Genomic DNA, 15778 nt, shown 5'->3' on the forward strand with positions numbered 1-15778 from the left:
TGACAGGAGACGAGCATGCACCCCAGCGCTCATGTGGACACATTCGTTCTGGATAATCTCCCGGCTGCGGAATTTCTACCGGATATCATCAACCTCGACGCACTCGGCTACCCGGAACAGCTCAACGCCACCTACGAACTGGTGGATGCACATCTTGCAAACGGCAAAGGCGACCGCATTGCACTGCAGGCGCCGGGCGTACGCTGGACCTATAGCGATCTCGCCGCAATGATCAACAAGATCGCCAATGTGCTGACCGACAAGCTCGGCATGAAAACAGGCAATCGCGTGATGATCCGCTCGGGCAATAACCCGACCAAGATTGCGCTCTATATGGCGATCATCAAGGCGGGCGGCGTTGTGGTCGCGACCATGCCACTCCTGCGCGCCCGTGAACTGGTCCAGATCATCGACAAGGCCGAAATCAGCATTGCATTTTGCGATCACGCGCTGATCGGCGAGATGCAGAATGCCGTGGCACAGACCGATTTCATCAAAACTCTGGTGACCTGGGAGGGCAATGCTGGCGGGGAACTTGGCGCATTGCTGGCCGGTGCATCCAGCGATTTCGATGCGGTCGCAACACGGGCCGACGATCCATGCCTGCTGGGCTTTACATCCGGCACCACCGGCTTGCCGAAAGCGACGATCCATTTCCACCGCGACCTGCTGATTGTCTGCGACTGCTATGCACATCATATATTGAACGCGACCGAAGATGACATTTTCATCGGCTCGCCGCCGCTGGCGTTCACGTTCGGTCTTGGCGGGCTGGTCCTGTTTCCCTTCAGGATCGGCGCTTCCACGGTGCTGCCAGCAAAGACAGCACCGCACGATCTGGCCGTGGCTATCGGAGAATATAAACCGACTGTCTGTTTCACCGCGCCGACGGCTTACCGAGCCATGCTTTCCAAGATCGATCAGTACGATCTTTCTTCCCTGCGCAAATGTGTTTCAGCTGGTGAAGCCCTGCCGCTCCCTACTTTCGAAGCGTGGAAGCGCGCGACCGGGCTTTCGCTGGCCGACGGCATCGGCGCGACGGAAATGCTGCATATCTTCATCTCCGCGCCGGAAGACGACATCAGACCCGGAGCGACTGGTAAACCCATCCCCGGTTATGAAGCACGTGTCATCGATGACAATGGGCAGGAATGCCCGCCCGGCACCCCCGGACGACTTGCCGTTCGCGGACCGCTCGGCTGCAAATATCTGGCCGACGCGCGCCAGACCAAATATGTCGAGAACGGCTGGAATATCACCGGCGACACCTATGTCATGGATGCGGACGGCTATTTCTGGTATCAGGCCCGCAACGACGACATGATCGTTTCCGCTGGATACAACATCGCCGGACCGGAGGTCGAAGCCAGCTTGCTTGCCCATCCCGCCGTGGCGGAATGTGGCGTGGTGGCTGCTCCAGATGAGGAACGAGGCTGCATTGTCAAAGCCTATGTCGTGCTGAACGAAGGATATCATGGCGACACGAACTTGCAGGAAACACTGCAAAGCCACGTCAAAAGCGAACTCGCGCCTTATAAATACCCCCGCGTGATATGCTGGGTTTCAAGCCTGCCCAAAACAGAATCCGGAAAATTGCAGCGATCCGCCCTGCGCGCGCAGGCGGCAACCGAAGCCCGCGCCTGACGTGCGGCTTCAAGCATGAAATACGCAGGAGACTTCTGTGCTGCACGACTACGATACCGCTTACGACAATATGAAGGCCATCAGCGATTCCGCCACCTATCCGCCGCGCTGGACGGAACTGGCATCCGGCTTTCGCGAGAAGATGCGCGATCAGGGTCGCTTGATCCCTGACATCGCCTATGCCGACGGCGCGCGGAACCATTATGACCTCTTCCTGCCGGAAGGTACGGCCAAGGGCACACTTGTTTATGTCCATGGCGGCTATTGGAAGGGACTGGACAAAAGCTTCTGGTCGCATCTGGCGCAAGGCGCGCTTGCGCGCGGCTATCGCGTGGCCATGCCAAGCTATACGCTGTGCCCCGAAGCGCGCATTTCCGGTATCACACGGGAAATAGGGCGCTTCCTCGACCATCTGGCGCAGGAAGTGGACGGTGATATCGCCTTGACCGGCCATTCCGCCGGGGGGCATCTGGTCAGCCGCATGGCGTGCGAAAATGCGCCCATTGCCGCCGCAACGGCGGAACGGATAAAGCGTGTTCTTTCTATCAGCGGGCTGCACGATTTACGCCCGCTTCTCAAAACCGCGATGAACAATATTTTCTCTATGGACGAGGCTGAAGCTGTCGCGGAGAGCGCGGCACTCCAGCGCCCGCGTATAGATATTGCCGTTCATTGCTGCGTCGGCGGCGATGAGCTGATGGAGTTCAGACGACAAAATGCGCTGCTGGCAAACATCTGGTACGGGTTGGGGATAGAAACCAGCGCTTGGGAAATCGACGGCACCCATCATTGCAATGTGATCGATACGCTGTGCGATCCCAAAAACCGCGCCGTTAAATTCCTCTGCCCTTAGTAACGCGGAAAGCGTTTTCAGAAATGCTCTATGGGAAGGCCGCGCCGTTCCTGTCCCGACAGGACAAATCCGACCGGCTCGGCTTTCCTCCCACCGCTCATGCGGTTGATCAGAACGGCCACTTCGGTTCTGTTACGAACACCGAAACGCTTGATCAGGTCGTCGACATAATCCTTCACCGTATGGGGCGAAAGCTCCAGATGTCGCGCAATCTGCTTGTTGGTATTGCCAGCTGCAAGCAACCGGGCGACCGTCGATAGGCGCGGCGACAAGCTGGTCAGATTGGCGTTGGGCGTCTTCGCCGGACGCGCTTCCTGAATGTTGCGCAAGGCAAGCGCCGACGAACGGCACAGCAGCGAAACCTGTTCTTCGAGCTGTGTTGCGTGCATCTCGAAACCGGCGGCATAGATCAGCGCCTGTATGTTGTCGCCGACGTAAACCGGACAGCACAAGTTATCGTTGTAGTTCCATCGATAGAGCAGCGTTCGCATCAGCGGCACATTTCCCGCCGCATTCTGGGGCAATCGCGAGCCCGCAATCGCGCCAGCATTCTGCACCACTGCCGCAATCATCGGATCCGAATCCGCAAGCCCATTCTGATATTCAAGAAGAAAGCCGGTGGGTGTGTTGATGCTGTGAAAAAGGCGCGGCCGATTATTCTCCAGCAAATAAATTCCAAGCGATCGAACCCGCAGGACATTCGCGGCAAAATAATCACAAGCTATTGTAAAATCGTCATAATTACGGCTCTCCGCAACGGAAAGCGCTGCAGATATCCGCTCGTCTGTCGATAATATTTGCCTGGGCATTCTCTCTCCCGAGTTCCCAAGCCCCCCATCTGGGGGGAATGTCCGTTCCCACTCTTATCCGTATCATTCCTGCTTATAACCACTAAATCAAGGGGAACTAACTTGGATACCAGCGTGCACCGGACTCACACGACCGACAACTATTCCGCAGTCCTTCAGGGCTTCAATGATCGCCTTCAAGCGATTCTACCCTTGATTGAAGAAAAGGCGGAAGAGGCAGAGACACTCGGACGGATGCATGACGACGTCGTGGACGCCATGCGCAAGGGGGGCTTCTACACAATGCTGTTTCCCAAGGAAGTCGGCGGCGCGGAATTGCGCCCAATCGATGCCATGAGATTAATGTCCGCGCTTTCCTATGCCCACGCATCATCGGGCTGGTGCACGATGGTCAACAATATGGAAGGCACCACCATGGCGATCTACCTCGACGACGAGGGGATTGCGAATGTCTTCAAGGACGGCGTCGATGTCACCATTGCAGGCAATGGCGTGCCGCGCGGCTTTGCCCGCAAGGTCGATGGCGGCTACATGATCCGCGGCAACTGGGCTTATGGAAGCTCCATCTTCCACGCGGAATGGATTCATTCCGGCTGCTTCCTTCTCGATCCCAAGGACCCGAGCGGAAAGGCACTTCTTAAAGACGAAACCGGCGCACCGCAGATCATCGTCGCACATCACCCGCGCTCGACGATCCAGCTGCTTGGCAACTGGGATGTGCTGGGCCTGCGCGCCACGGGCAGCTTCGACTACACGCTGGCAACCGATGAAGACCTCTTCGTGCCGGATTCAATGACCTATAGTTTCACGCAGTCCGCACCGAAGCGCGGTCAGACACAGGGCCATCTCGGGCTGGCAGGCTACAGCGCCCTCACCCATACAAGCTGGGCCATCGGCGTCGGTCGCCGGATACTCGACGAACTCGCCAAGGTGATCCGTCAGCGACAGGATCCGTTCGGCAAGAGCGCAGACAGCGCCAGCCTGCGGTTCCAGTTTGCCAATGCCGAAGCCCGTTACCGGGCCGCACGGGCGCTGGCCATGGAAACATGGGAAGACGTCTCGCAGACCACCGCATCCGGCGGCGTCCCGTCCCTCGACCAGATGACGATGGTGAAGCTCTCGCTGCGCTATATGCACGACATCGTTTCAGATGTGGCGACATTCGCGCATCGTGCGGCTCGTGGAGCCTCGCTGCACAACACGGCCATGCAGCGCTTTTATCGCGATATCCATTCCGGCACCCAGCATATTTTGCTCGCCGACCAGATCGTCGAGGAATGCGGCAAGGGGCTACTTGGCCTTTCAGGCGCCGATGCGCGATGGACCGTTTTCGGCATCAGCGAAAACTGAGACCGGCCATGGCGCGAAATATTGTCAGCTTCGTCGGGTGTGATCGCCCGACGAAAGTTCACCGGCTAACCCAGGCGATTGCCGCAAGGCTGGAAGCGGAAGACGATGTGTCGGTCACGCATCTGGACCTGTCGCATGCCGGGTCGAACCTGTTCACGGTCAATCGCAAGGCACTGGACCGGCAATCCGAAAGCCTCATTTCAGAGATCGAGCATTGCGATGCGTTGATCGTCGGTTGCCCTGTTTATCAGGGAAGCTATCCCGGTCTTTTCAAACACGTGTTCGATCTCGTCCATCCGCTCGCGCTGCGCGGTCGCCCGACCGTGCTGTGCGCAGTGGGCGGCGGGCATCGTCATGCGCTGGTCGTTGAACATCATCTGCGTCCGCTCTTCGGCTTTTTCGAAGCGGGAACCGTCGCAACGGGCATCTATGCCTGTTCGGCGGACCTGGAACCGGATGGGCTTCTGCCCCCGGCCTTGGAAGCGCGGATCGACAGCGCTGTCGATCAGATGAAAAAGCAATTGGTCCAGTCACACCAAGCCAGCGGCATAAGGTGGAAAGATGTTGAATTACTCGAGCAGTTTTGAAAAACGCACGGTCGTAATCCGAGGCAAAACCGTCACCTATCTTGTGAAGGGTGAAGGTAAGGATGTGGTCTTTCTGCATGGAACCGGGACATTTCCCGGCTTTGACAGCCTGGCCGACATTGCTTCGCGAAACCGGCTCATCATCCCGTTTCATCCGAATTTCGGTGAAAGCGACGACGACGCCGATATCGTGCAGATCGGCGACTATGTGCTCCATTACATGGATTTCTTCGATGCACTCGCACTGGATCAATTCAGCCTTGGCGGCTTCTCACTTGGCGGCTGGATTGCAGCAGAATTCGCGATAAGACAGCCGGAAAGGCTTGCCGCGCTGTTTCTCGCCGCACCTGCCGGTCTTGATCTTCCAACAATCCCTCTCCCCGATCTGTTTCAGGTCGCGCCTGCCGATATCCCAGCCCATCTCACGCATGATCCGGCAGTTGCGCTCCGCTATTTCCCGACCGAGCCCGACAGCCGGTTCGATGCGGCGCTCGGACGCGAAATGGGTGCGCTGGCGCGGGTCCACGCAACGGACGGACGCGGCAATAAAACGCTTGGCCATTGGCTGCACCGGCTTCACATGCCGACCCTGATCCTCTGGGGCGAGGAAGACAGGGTCATCCCCGTGCAATATGCCGAAGAATGGCAGCGCGGGACCGATGAAGCACGGCTGGAGAAACTCGGCGCGACCGGACATTTGCTGTTTGAAGAGGCGCCAGCTGCGGCGACACTTGTGCGCGATTTCCTGTCTACGGTCTGATATCCGACTTCAAACATTGGGCACCGCACGCTCCCGCGAGGAAGCATCATAACTTTGCAGGTAAAAATAAGGGGAACCAGACCATGCAATGGGAAAGCCTATCGGACTTCGATCAATCCAGAATAAAGCGCTGGCAATGGGGAATGCTGGCGCTGGCGCTTTTATGCGAAATGTTTCTCGCCGCTGACTGGTACGCCTTTGCGGCAGTGATACCGTTCATTTCAGAAACGCTCCAGCTTGATTCCGCGCAGGCCGGTCTGGCACAGGGGATTTTCGCACTGACCTATGGTCTCGGCATGATTGTCTGGTCGCAATTGAGCCGTCGCATGAATGCGCGGTCGTTGCTGCTGATCGGTCTGTTCTGCACCGCCATCGGCATGGTGGCGCAAGTCTATGTGCAAACCTACGCCCAGCTGATTGCGTTGCGCCTGTTCATCGGTTTCTTCGATGCCGCAATCTTCCTCGGCAACATGAAACTCATCATTGGCTGGTTCCCGCAGAAGCGGCGCGGCAGCATGATCGGCTTGATCCTCGCGGCCTATAGTCTTGCAATCACGCTGGACTTTGCGATTGGCATTCCGCTTTCCATCACCTACGGCTGGCGCACCTTCTTTGCCATTCTTGCCATCGGAACGCTGGCGACGGCGGCTGCCGTGCTGCTCTTCACCCGCAACAATCCGGCTCATATCGGCTATAAGGATTTCCGCTGGGAACCGGAAAAGCAGCAAACCTCCACGGCGTCTCTGGCCAGCATCTTCCGCTCGAAATGGATTATCGTCGGCAGCCTCGGCATTTCGGCCTGCACGATGGCCATTGCCGGAACCGCCACCTGGGTCATTCCCGGATATATTGCCGTGCATCAGATGCCGGTGGAAGACGCCGCCCTAATCGGCACCTTGATGGGACTGTCGCAGGTCGTGTTTCTCGTCATCGGCGGTTACGCCGCCGACCGCCTGAACAAAACAGGGATGATCAAGTTCGGAACCGTGCTTGCCGTCCTCGTCGCGGCAATGTTCACCGTCGGCATGGCCATACCGCTTGGCTTCGGCTGGCTCATCCTGATGGCGCTCCTGAGCGGCATGGCACTTTTCGGCGGCGGTGCGATCTTCGCCTTTCTCAGTGAAAAATACCCAGAAGAGCTGGCAACAGCAGCGGTTGGTTATGCCGAAATCTTCGCCATCCTTGCGACGTTCATTTCGCCCTGGGTCATGGGCGTGGTCATCAAGGTTTCGGGCGGGTCCTTTGTCAGCGCCTTCCTGACCTTCGCGATCATGGAAGCGATCATTCTGGTTATCGTTCTTGTAGTCACCCGCGAGAGTTTCAGCCTCAACGACGATAAGGTTGCCATTGCCACCAGCGGCAACGGCATCTCGGGTGAGGCCTCCCGCCCCTGATCCAGAAACAGCAGCGGATGCGATTGCAAGATCGCATCCGCCTTTTTCTCTGGCATCTTTCCACAACCGATATTAACACCGATGAGAGCGCCTTGTTGCGCCTGATGCCTCACCGCATCGGGCGCATGACTATTGTAACCATGATCTAAAGTGAGGGAATTCATGGAGGAACGCTTCTCAGGTACGGTTCTGGCTTCCGAACATCAGGAGGAGAACCCCGCGCGTTCGCTGGGCGAAATCGGCCTGAACAGTTTTGCGCCCTACCTGATGAACCGCCTGATGGCACGCTACAATGCGAACCTTGCGGAGGCGCTGAAAGGCCGCCAGATCACGACAGTCAAATTGCGAACGCTGGCTGTCCTGAGTGTCACGCCTTCGGCGACGATCAATGAGCTTGCGGTCTTTACCGTGACCGAACAATCAACGATGAGCCGCACGCTCGATTCCCTTGAAGAGCAGGGTTACATCCGCCGTCAGGCGCGTGCAGAAGACATGCGCATTCGCGATATTTCGATGACCGAAGAAGGCCGCAACATTTTTAACGAAGCATGGCCGGTCATGTATGATCTGCTGTTGCAATTGTTTGAAGGCATCGATGAAGACGAGCATCGCGCCTTTGTCGGCACCTTGCAGAAAATGCTGCGGAACATCCGTAAAAACGAACTTTGATATTATGTTCGATAATAGGCCGATCCGCTCTTGGGAGCGGATCGGCTTTTTGTGGCTTAGTCCGTCGAGCGTGACGGGATCAGCGCGGTTGCCACAGCGGCCAGTGCAGCGACAATGGCGAAGATATAGAAGTTCCATTGCGGACCGACATTAAGGCTTGCGATCAATCCGCCCAGCAGCGGACCTGACAACGCTCCAATGCGTGAGAAGCTCAGCGCCCAGCCGGTTCCGGCAGAACGGATCGAGGAATCGAGCCGCTGGGCCAGAAAGCCTGTCAGAACCAGCGACGCGGACACGGTGCCAAAACCGGCAATCGCGACAAACACATAGTTCATCAGCAGCGAGCCCTTGAAGGCGAGCGCCACAATGCCAAGCGCGCCCAGCGCATAGGAGCAGGCAACCGTGCGGCGCACGCCAAAGCGATCCGCCCATGTGCCCAATACAATACCGCCAATCGCCGAGCTGAGGCTGAAGACGGCGAGAAACAGCAGGCTGTTGCCAAGATCATAGCCATTCTTGCGCATGATCTGCGGCAGCCATTGCGCGAGACCATAGACCAAGAGCAGCCCCATGAAGAGCGCGATCCAGAAGCAGGCTGTTTCGAACGCCTTTTTCGGGGAGAAGATTTCACTGAAAACAGTGCGCCAGCCGACCTTGCCATGCTTGCGGACAATTGCCGCCGGAACGCCGACGCCCATGCGCGCTGCCGTCTTGCGCGCTGCATCATGCTTACCGCGCTGGACCAGCGATTCCACGCTTTCCGGCAGGAATGCGAGGAAGATCGGAACAAACAGCAGCGGGATTGCGCCGATCAGAACGATGGTGCGCCAGCCATGGACTTCCAGAAAGCCACGACCGCACAAGGCGGCGGCAAGCAATCCCATTGAATAACCCGAATACATGAGACCGTAGTTGAAGCTCTTCTTCTTGATCGGGGAATATTCCACCGTCAGCGCGGCGGCGACCGGAATAATCCCGCCAAGCCCGATGCCGGAAATGAACCGGCTCAATCCGAAGATGAAGGGTGTCGGCGCCATGGCGCTGACGATCATGCACAGCGAAAACAGGGTGATACAGGCGACGAATAGCGGTTTGCGCCCATGAAACTCGCTCAGCGTGCCCGCAAGAATGCCGCCGATCAGCATGCCGATCACCGTATAGCTGCCGATAGCGCCAAGCTCTATCGGCGTCAGTTGCCAGACCGGATCGACCGACAAGGCGGGCAGAATGGCTCCGATGACGCCGACATCATAGCCTTCAGCAAAAATCGCAAGCCAGCACAGGCCGACGACGAGCAGGCTTTTGCCTGCCGATATTTCCTTTCCGGCAACAGCCGGCGCATCTATGCTCTGCGCTTGAGACATAGTCCTTCCCCTTTTTTCTTTGAAATAGCGGCGCGCTTCTCTCAGAGCGTCGCGATTGTTTTCAGCGCGCCATCAAGCGCGATACCCTGTTCGTCCAGCAAGGCTGCCTGCCGCAGGCGCCGCAACCAGGCCGCGCCGTCGTCCCGCTCGGTCAGAACAGGCAAGGCGGACAGAACGCGGTCGAATTTCGACAGGCCACGCGAATGCGTGTCGGAGTAGCCCTTGACCAGACGGCGGCAGGCTAGAACTTCAACTGCGAGATCGTAATTCTTTGGTAAGGTGGCCAGCGCCTGCGCCAGCCAGGCTTCGCGATGTTCAACCTCGCGCTGATGGCGCAGGCTGCCGCGTCGAAAACGTCGCAGGCCAGACACGACATAAAGCCCGGTGAACCAGAACAATGTTCCCGTATTCACCCGGCGACCCTTGCTGATGCGCTTGTCGAGCCAGGCAAAGAGTTTTGGTCGATTTTCGATCCAGGCGCCGATGCCTTTCGGCAAAGTGCCGCACACTTCTTCCATGCGCGGATGCATATATTCGGTCGTATAGGCAATCTGGTCTTTCTTGAGGCCGATTTCCTTGCGCACCCGCTCAAACCGCGAGCCGCGCACCTTGATTTCGGCCACCCGGACCACATCGTCATAGGCCATGGCGATAGCCACATATTTTGCCGCCTGCTCGGTGAAGGCAAAGCCGTGAGCCGTGCCGCCATTATCGCGATCGGCCTTGAGCAAGGCAGCGCAACGGGTCAGATATTCATCCGCATAGGCCGGGTCCTGAAACTCGGTCAGTTTCTTGATGCCCGCAAAAAGCATCGGATGACATTCACCCGGGAATTCGCTGCGAATGCGCTTGATAAGCCCGTCAAGTGCCGGATGATCGGACCGTTCGGGCAGAGGGTCGAGCCGCTTTGCGGGCGTTGCCGCAAGCTTGTCATTCGCGCCGCCAAGCGTGCGCTGATAGGCAGCCTCAAAAGCTCTCAGACTTGCCTCGATGCCCTTGCCGCCAGACTTGATAGTCGTTTCAAAGGCGGCCTTGTCGAAAGGCAAAGCGCCGGAAGCCGCAAGCGCGCCGAACAAAGCCGAAGACACCACGCTGCCGCTTTTTGTCGCCAGCGCTTCCATGTCGAAAGCGATGGTCTTGCGCGCAGCAAAAGCTGTCGCGTCCTCGACGACCACCGGATTGCCGATGCCGTCACCCGGCTTTTCCTTTTCGCCCACCGCGAAGGAGCGATGGGTGGAAGTGATGAGCAATGTCTTGTCGGGCGTCACGAGGCCGCGCAGCACCGAGCGCCCCGCTTCCATCAATTCAGCCGCGATGACGATATCGACGTCGCCGGGCGTGGGCATCAGCGACAGGATCGGATGCGCCCCTTCGCGGGCCCGCAACAGTTCGAGATAATAGATCGTCGCGCCGGTTCTCTGCGCCACGCCGGGCACGGAGGTGGTCTGCGCAACCCAGCCATTGTTTTCCGCCAGTGCCACAACCCAGTCGGCCAGAACGCCACCGCCCTGCCCGCCCATGGCGAGGATGGCAATCGATAGCGGTTTGTCCTGCGAAAGAAGGGCGGACGGCGATGCATTCAATGTAGACATGGCCTGTTCCTCAATCCGCAAAGACAATGCGAGACGCGCGGCGGCGCTTTTGCAGCCAGCCGATGACGCCGGAGCGCAGGCGATGCACGAACTTGTCCCAACCCGTCGGGTTGTGGATGACATCGGCGCGATAGAAGGACGGGCACAGAACTGCAGCTTCCGAAACCTCACCGCAATTGCCGCAACCGACGCAGGAATTGTCGATGGCCGCAACCGGATCGTCCTTCAGCGGATCGTCGGTGTGCTTCACCGAAAGCGACGGACAACCCGACAGACGGATGCAGGCGTGATCACCGGTACACACATCCTCATCGACACCGAAACGCTGCTTGACCATCCGCTTGCCGTCCTTGACGGCCTTGGCGAATTGCGGCTTCACGCGGCGCTGCTTGTTGAGCATGCATTCCGACGACGCCACGATGATCTTTGGGCCTTTCTCTTCCGTCGTCAGCGCTTCCTTCAGCGTGTCGCGCATCTTTGCAACGTCATAGGTGTGGTCGATCTGGCGGACCCAGCCCGCACCAATTCCCTTGACCGCATCGACGATGGAATTGTTGGTCTTGCGGCGCGGATTGATCGCTCTGGAGGACATCACGTCCTGACCGCCCGTCGCCGACGAATAGTAATTGTCGACCACGAGGATGACGCCGTCCTGCTTGTTGAAGACGGCATTGCCGACCGAAGTGGCAAGACCGTTGTGCCAGAAACCGCCGTCACCCATCACGGAAATGGAGCGTTTGCCCGCAGGCACGTTGAAAGCGGAGGCCGAGGCCGGACCAAGGCCGTAACCCATGGTCGTGCCGCCGAGATTGAACGGCGGCAGAATGGAAAAGAGGTGGCAGCCGATATCCGCTGACACGTGATGCTCGCCGAGCTCCTTTTCCACCAGCTTCATGGCGGCGAAGATCGGGCGTTCCGGGCAACCGGTGCAGAAACCTGCGGGGCGCGGCGGCACCACTTCGGCCAGCGCCTTGACGCGCTCATCGGCCAGAACCGGCGACGGATCGGGCAGCGGCGGACGGTTGCCGAGCAATTGCGGCGCATGCGCATCGAAGAACGCCGTCAAGCCCTTCAAAAGCACAGGCGTTGTGTATTCGCCGCCGAGCGGCAGCACGTCCTTGCCGGACAGTTTTGTCTGGATATCGCGGCGGCGCAGCAGCGTATGCAGCGCCTGCTCGATATATTCGGGCGCACCTTCCTCCAGCATCACCACGGCTTTTTTGCCGGCAACGAAGTCGATGACCTCGTCGTCTATCATCGGATAGGCGACATTCATCACATAGAGCGGAACCCGGCTTTCGCCGTAAACATCGGCCAGCCCCATTTGCTGCAAGGCGCGCATGGCGCTGTTGTAAAGCCCGCCTTGCAGGATGATGCCGACATCGCCCTCTTTCGGGCCGAAATATTCGTTGAGACGATTGGCTTTGACGAACTCGACGGCTGCGGGCCAGCGCTTTTCGAGCTTTTCCTTCTCATGCAGGAAAGATGCAGGCGGCAGGACGATGCGGTTGACGTCGCGCCTTGGATTTTCCAGTGCTTCGGCCAGCGTGTGGGCAGGCCGCTTGTTATCCTTCGCCACAAACTGACCATGCACGTGGCAGCTGCGAATGCCGACCTGCAACATGACCGGCGTGTTGGAGGCTTCCGACAGTTCAAAGCCTTTTTCAACGGCTTCCACAATCGAAGGCAGGTTGGGCCGTGGCGTCAAAAGCCACATTTGCGATTTCATCGCATAGGCATGGCTGCGCTCCTGCATGATGGAGGAGCCTTCGCCATAATCTTCGCCGATGATGACAAGCGCGCCGCCAGTCACACCGCCAGAGGCAAGGTTGGACAGGGCATCGGAGGCGACATTGGTGCCAGCCGTCGATTTCCACGTTACCGCGCCGCGCACCGGATACATCACGGAGGCGGAAAGCATGGCTGCGGCTGCGGCTTCCGACGCGGACGATTCGAAATGGACGCCCAGGTCTTCCATCACGTCCTTCGCATCCGCGAGAACATCCATCAGATGCGAAATCGGCGAACCCTGATAGCCGCCGACATAGGACACGCCCGACTGCAACAGCGCCTTGGTGATGGCGAGAATGCCTTCACCACTGAAAATTTCGCCTGAGCCGAGTTTCAGATCCTCGACCTCGCGGGCGAATGACCGCTCCGCCATGATAGTTCCCCTTTTCCGTTTGCCGGAATATCAATTCATTTGCATCAGCATATTTTCCAATTCTAAACTGTGTCAATAGCGGTTTTTGGTGTGATTATAATTATTGCATTTGCATATTTTAGTTCACAGCCATTTCCCCTGTGTCGCAGGCGATATGAAAAAGATGGCGATTTTTTCACTTGACGCGTCGAAGTCGCCAATTATATTTTAAACTTAAAATAATTAACCGGCGCCGTTTGGCAGCATATCGGAAAGGGAACTCAACATGCGTATCGTGTGTATTGGAGGAGGTCCGGCCGGCCTTTATTTCGGCCTTCTGATGAAAAAACTTCATCCGGAACATGACATTACGGTCGTGGAGCGGAACCGCCCTTACGACACGTTCGGCTGGGGTGTGGTGTTTTCCGACGCGACCATGGAATCCATGAAGGTCTGGGACCCGGAAAGTGCGGCCGAAATTCAGGACGCCTTCAATCACTGGGATGATATCGAGGTGCTGTTCAAGGGCACGCGCCAGCGCACCAGCGGTCACGGCTTTGTCGGCATCGGGCGCAAGCGCCTGCTCAACATTCTTCAGCTGCGCTGCGAAGCGCTGGGCGTGAAGCTTCAGTTTGAAACCGACGTGGAAAGCGATCTCGATTTCCCGGACGCCGATCTCATCATCGCTTCGGACGGCCTGAACTCCCGCATTCGCAATCGCTATGAGGATGTGTTCGAGCCCGACCTGATCGTGCGGCCCAATCGCTATATCTGGCTCGGCACGGAAAAGCTGTTCGACGCCTTTACCTTCGACTTCCGCAAGACCGATCATGGCTGGTTCCAGGCGCATATCTACAAGTTCGACGACAAAACCTCGACCTTCATCATCGAAACCACCGAGGAAGCCTATCTGGCGCATGGCCTGGACCAGATGGACCAGACAGCATCCATCGATTTCTGCGAAAAGCTGTTTGCGGAAACGCTGGAAGGCGTGCCGCTGATGACCAATGCGCGCCATATGCGCGGCTCGGCCTGGCTGAACTTCAACCGTCTGATTTGCGGAAAATGGAGCCACTTCAACGGCAATTCCCATGTGGTGCTGATGGGTGACGCAGCCCATACCGCGCATTTCGCCATCGGATCGGGCACCAAACTTGCCATCGACGACGCGATTGAACTGGCCAACCAGTTCCAGAAACTCGGTCACGGCAAGGAAGGCATTCCTGAAGTCCTGCATGCCTATGAGGAAATCCGCCGCGTCGATGTCGCACGCATTCAAAACGCTGCGCGCAATGCCATGGAATGGTTCGAGGTCGTAGGCCAGCGTTATGCCGACACGCTGGAGCCGGAACAGTTCATGTATTCCATGCTGACGCGCTCGCAGCGCATCAGCCACGAAAATCTGCGCCTGCGCGACAAGAACTGGCTGGAAGGCTATGAGCGCTGGTTTGCCCGCAAACAGGGGTTGAACGTGACGGAAGACGAGCGTTGCCTGCCGCCGATGTTCACGCCCTATACGCTGCGTGGCGTGACGCTGCCAAACCGCATCGTCGTGTCGCCGATGGCGATGTATTCCGCGACCGATGGCCTGATCGACGATTTCCATATGGTGCATCTGGGCAGCCGCGCCATGGGCGGCGCGGGACTGGTCTTTGCCGAAATGACCTGCGTGTCTCCTGATGCGCGGATTACGCCCGGCTGTCTCGGCATCTGGAACGATGCACAGGCCGAAGGCTGGAAGCGCGTTGTGGATTTCGTGCACAACAACAGCAATGCCAAAGTTGCCATGCAGATCGGCCATGCCGGGCGCAAAGGTGCTACCAAGCTTGCATGGGAAGGGATCGACCAGCCGCTGGAAGAGGGTTCATGGCCGCTTCTGTCCGCTTCCGCCCTTCCCTATCTCAAGCACAGCCAGACGCCAAAGGCGATGGACCGCGCCGACATGGATCGGGTGAAAGCGGACTTTGTCGCCGCCACCAAGCGCGCCGCAGAAGCTGGCGTCGATTGGCTCGAACTGCACTGTGCGCATGGCTATCTTCTGTCGAGCTTCCTCTCGCCGCTCACCAACCGGCGCGAGGATGAATATGGCGGCGCTTACGAAAACCGTGCGCGCTATCCGCTGGAAGTCTTCCACGCAATCCGCGAAGTCTGGCCGCAGGACAAGCCGATCTCGGTTCGTCTTTCCTGCCACGACTGGTTCGAAGGCGGCAACACGCCGGAAGATGCAGCCATCTTCGCGGACATGTTCAAGGCCGCAGGTGCCGATCTGATCGACTGTTCGTCGGGTCAGGTCTGGAAGGAAGAAAAGCCGGTTTATGGCCGTCTGTTCCAGACCCCGTTCTCCGACAAGATCCGCAACGAAATCCACATTCCGACCATTGCCGTCGGTGCGATTTCGGAAGCCGATCATGCCAACTCGATCATTGCTGCCGGGCGCGCCGATCTGTGCGCCGTGGCACGCCCACATCTTGCCGATCCGTCATGGGCGCTGCATGAGGCGGCAAAAATCGGCATCAACTCCATCGCATGGCCGAAGCAATATCGCTCCGCCAAATATCAGTATGAAGCCAATCTCGCCCGCGCCGCCACAGCGCCGCAAGGCGCGAAGTAACG

General features: G+C 58.2%; 12 protein-coding genes. 8 read left to right on the plus strand and 4 right to left on the minus strand.

Annotated elements, in window-relative coordinates; translation table 11 throughout:
* The first annotated feature begins 15 nt into the window (after positions 1 to 15).
* On the plus strand, positions 16 to 1644 hold the full coding sequence (locus tag OANT_RS20645; RefSeq protein WP_012093338.1) for a benzoate-CoA ligase family protein: 1629 nt from the start codon (positions 16 to 18) through the stop codon (positions 1642 to 1644).
* 37 nt (positions 1645 to 1681) lie between these two features.
* Positions 1682 to 2497, plus strand: coding sequence for a hormone-sensitive lipase (locus OANT_RS20650; protein ID WP_012093339.1), 816 nt, complete (start codon positions 1682 to 1684; stop codon positions 2495 to 2497).
* Between the two features lie 17 nt (positions 2498 to 2514).
* Here OANT_RS20650 and OANT_RS20655 read toward each other — a convergent pair whose 3' ends face one another.
* Positions 2515 to 3069, minus strand: a complete 555-nt coding sequence (locus tag OANT_RS20655) for a response regulator transcription factor (protein ID WP_231771544.1) — start codon at positions 3067 to 3069, stop codon at positions 2515 to 2517.
* A 351-nt stretch (positions 3070 to 3420) separates the two neighbouring features.
* On the opposite strand from OANT_RS20655, the gene OANT_RS20660 reads away from it, so the two are divergent.
* The 5 genes from OANT_RS20660 (at position 3421) to OANT_RS20680 (ending at position 8066) form a co-directional block, all read left to right on the plus strand.
* A complete protein-coding gene (locus OANT_RS20660) occupies positions 3421 to 4656 on the plus strand; it encodes an acyl-CoA dehydrogenase family protein (RefSeq protein WP_012093341.1) in 1236 nt (411 codons plus the stop codon).
* A gap of 8 nt (positions 4657 to 4664) precedes the next feature.
* The gene (locus OANT_RS20665) at positions 4665 to 5243 is read left to right on the plus strand and encodes an NAD(P)H-dependent oxidoreductase (RefSeq protein WP_012093342.1); all 579 of its coding nucleotides are present in this window, start codon (positions 4665 to 4667) and stop codon (positions 5241 to 5243) included.
* Complete coding sequence (locus tag OANT_RS20670) at positions 5218 to 6003, plus strand: alpha/beta fold hydrolase (protein WP_012093343.1); 786 nt, start codon at positions 5218 to 5220, stop codon at positions 6001 to 6003. Before OANT_RS20665 ends, OANT_RS20670 begins: the two co-directional genes overlap by 26 nt.
* An 83-nt stretch (positions 6004 to 6086) precedes the next feature.
* Positions 6087 to 7397 (plus strand): MFS transporter, encoded by a 1311-nt coding sequence (locus OANT_RS20675; RefSeq protein WP_012093344.1) that lies wholly within the window; start codon positions 6087 to 6089, stop codon positions 7395 to 7397.
* Positions 7398 to 7559: 162 nt separating this feature from the next.
* On the plus strand, positions 7560 to 8066 hold the full coding sequence (locus tag OANT_RS20680) for a MarR family winged helix-turn-helix transcriptional regulator (RefSeq protein ID WP_010659191.1): 507 nt from the start codon (positions 7560 to 7562) through the stop codon (positions 8064 to 8066).
* Between the two features lie 56 nt (positions 8067 to 8122).
* Here OANT_RS20680 and OANT_RS20685 read toward each other — a convergent pair whose 3' ends face one another.
* From OANT_RS20685 to OANT_RS20695, 3 genes are read right to left on the minus strand one after another with little or no spacing between them, the layout of a single operon-like run.
* Entirely contained in the window at positions 8123 to 9430 is a 1308-nt protein-coding gene (locus OANT_RS20685) for an MFS transporter (RefSeq protein ID WP_012093345.1), read from the minus strand.
* Positions 9431 to 9471: 41 nt separating this feature from the next.
* Entirely contained in the window at positions 9472 to 11022 is a 1551-nt protein-coding gene (locus tag OANT_RS20690) for an indolepyruvate oxidoreductase subunit beta family protein (protein ID WP_012093346.1), read from the minus strand.
* A 10-nt stretch (positions 11023 to 11032) separates the two neighbouring features.
* Positions 11033 to 13186 carry a ferredoxin family protein gene (locus OANT_RS20695; protein WP_012093348.1) on the minus strand — a complete coding sequence of 718 codons (2154 nt, stop codon included), beginning with the start codon at positions 13184 to 13186 and terminating at the stop codon, positions 11033 to 11035.
* A 265-nt stretch (positions 13187 to 13451) separates the two neighbouring features.
* On the opposite strand from OANT_RS20695, the gene OANT_RS20700 reads away from it, so the two are divergent.
* On the plus strand, positions 13452 to 15776 hold the full coding sequence (locus OANT_RS20700) for a bifunctional salicylyl-CoA 5-hydroxylase/oxidoreductase (RefSeq protein ID WP_012093350.1): 2325 nt from the start codon (positions 13452 to 13454) through the stop codon (positions 15774 to 15776).
* The last annotated feature ends 2 nt before the right edge of the window (positions 15777 to 15778 follow it).

The sequence above is a fragment of the Brucella anthropi ATCC 49188 genome (genome assembly GCF_000017405.1).
Lineage (GTDB): Bacteria > Pseudomonadota > Alphaproteobacteria > Rhizobiales > Rhizobiaceae > Brucella > Brucella anthropi.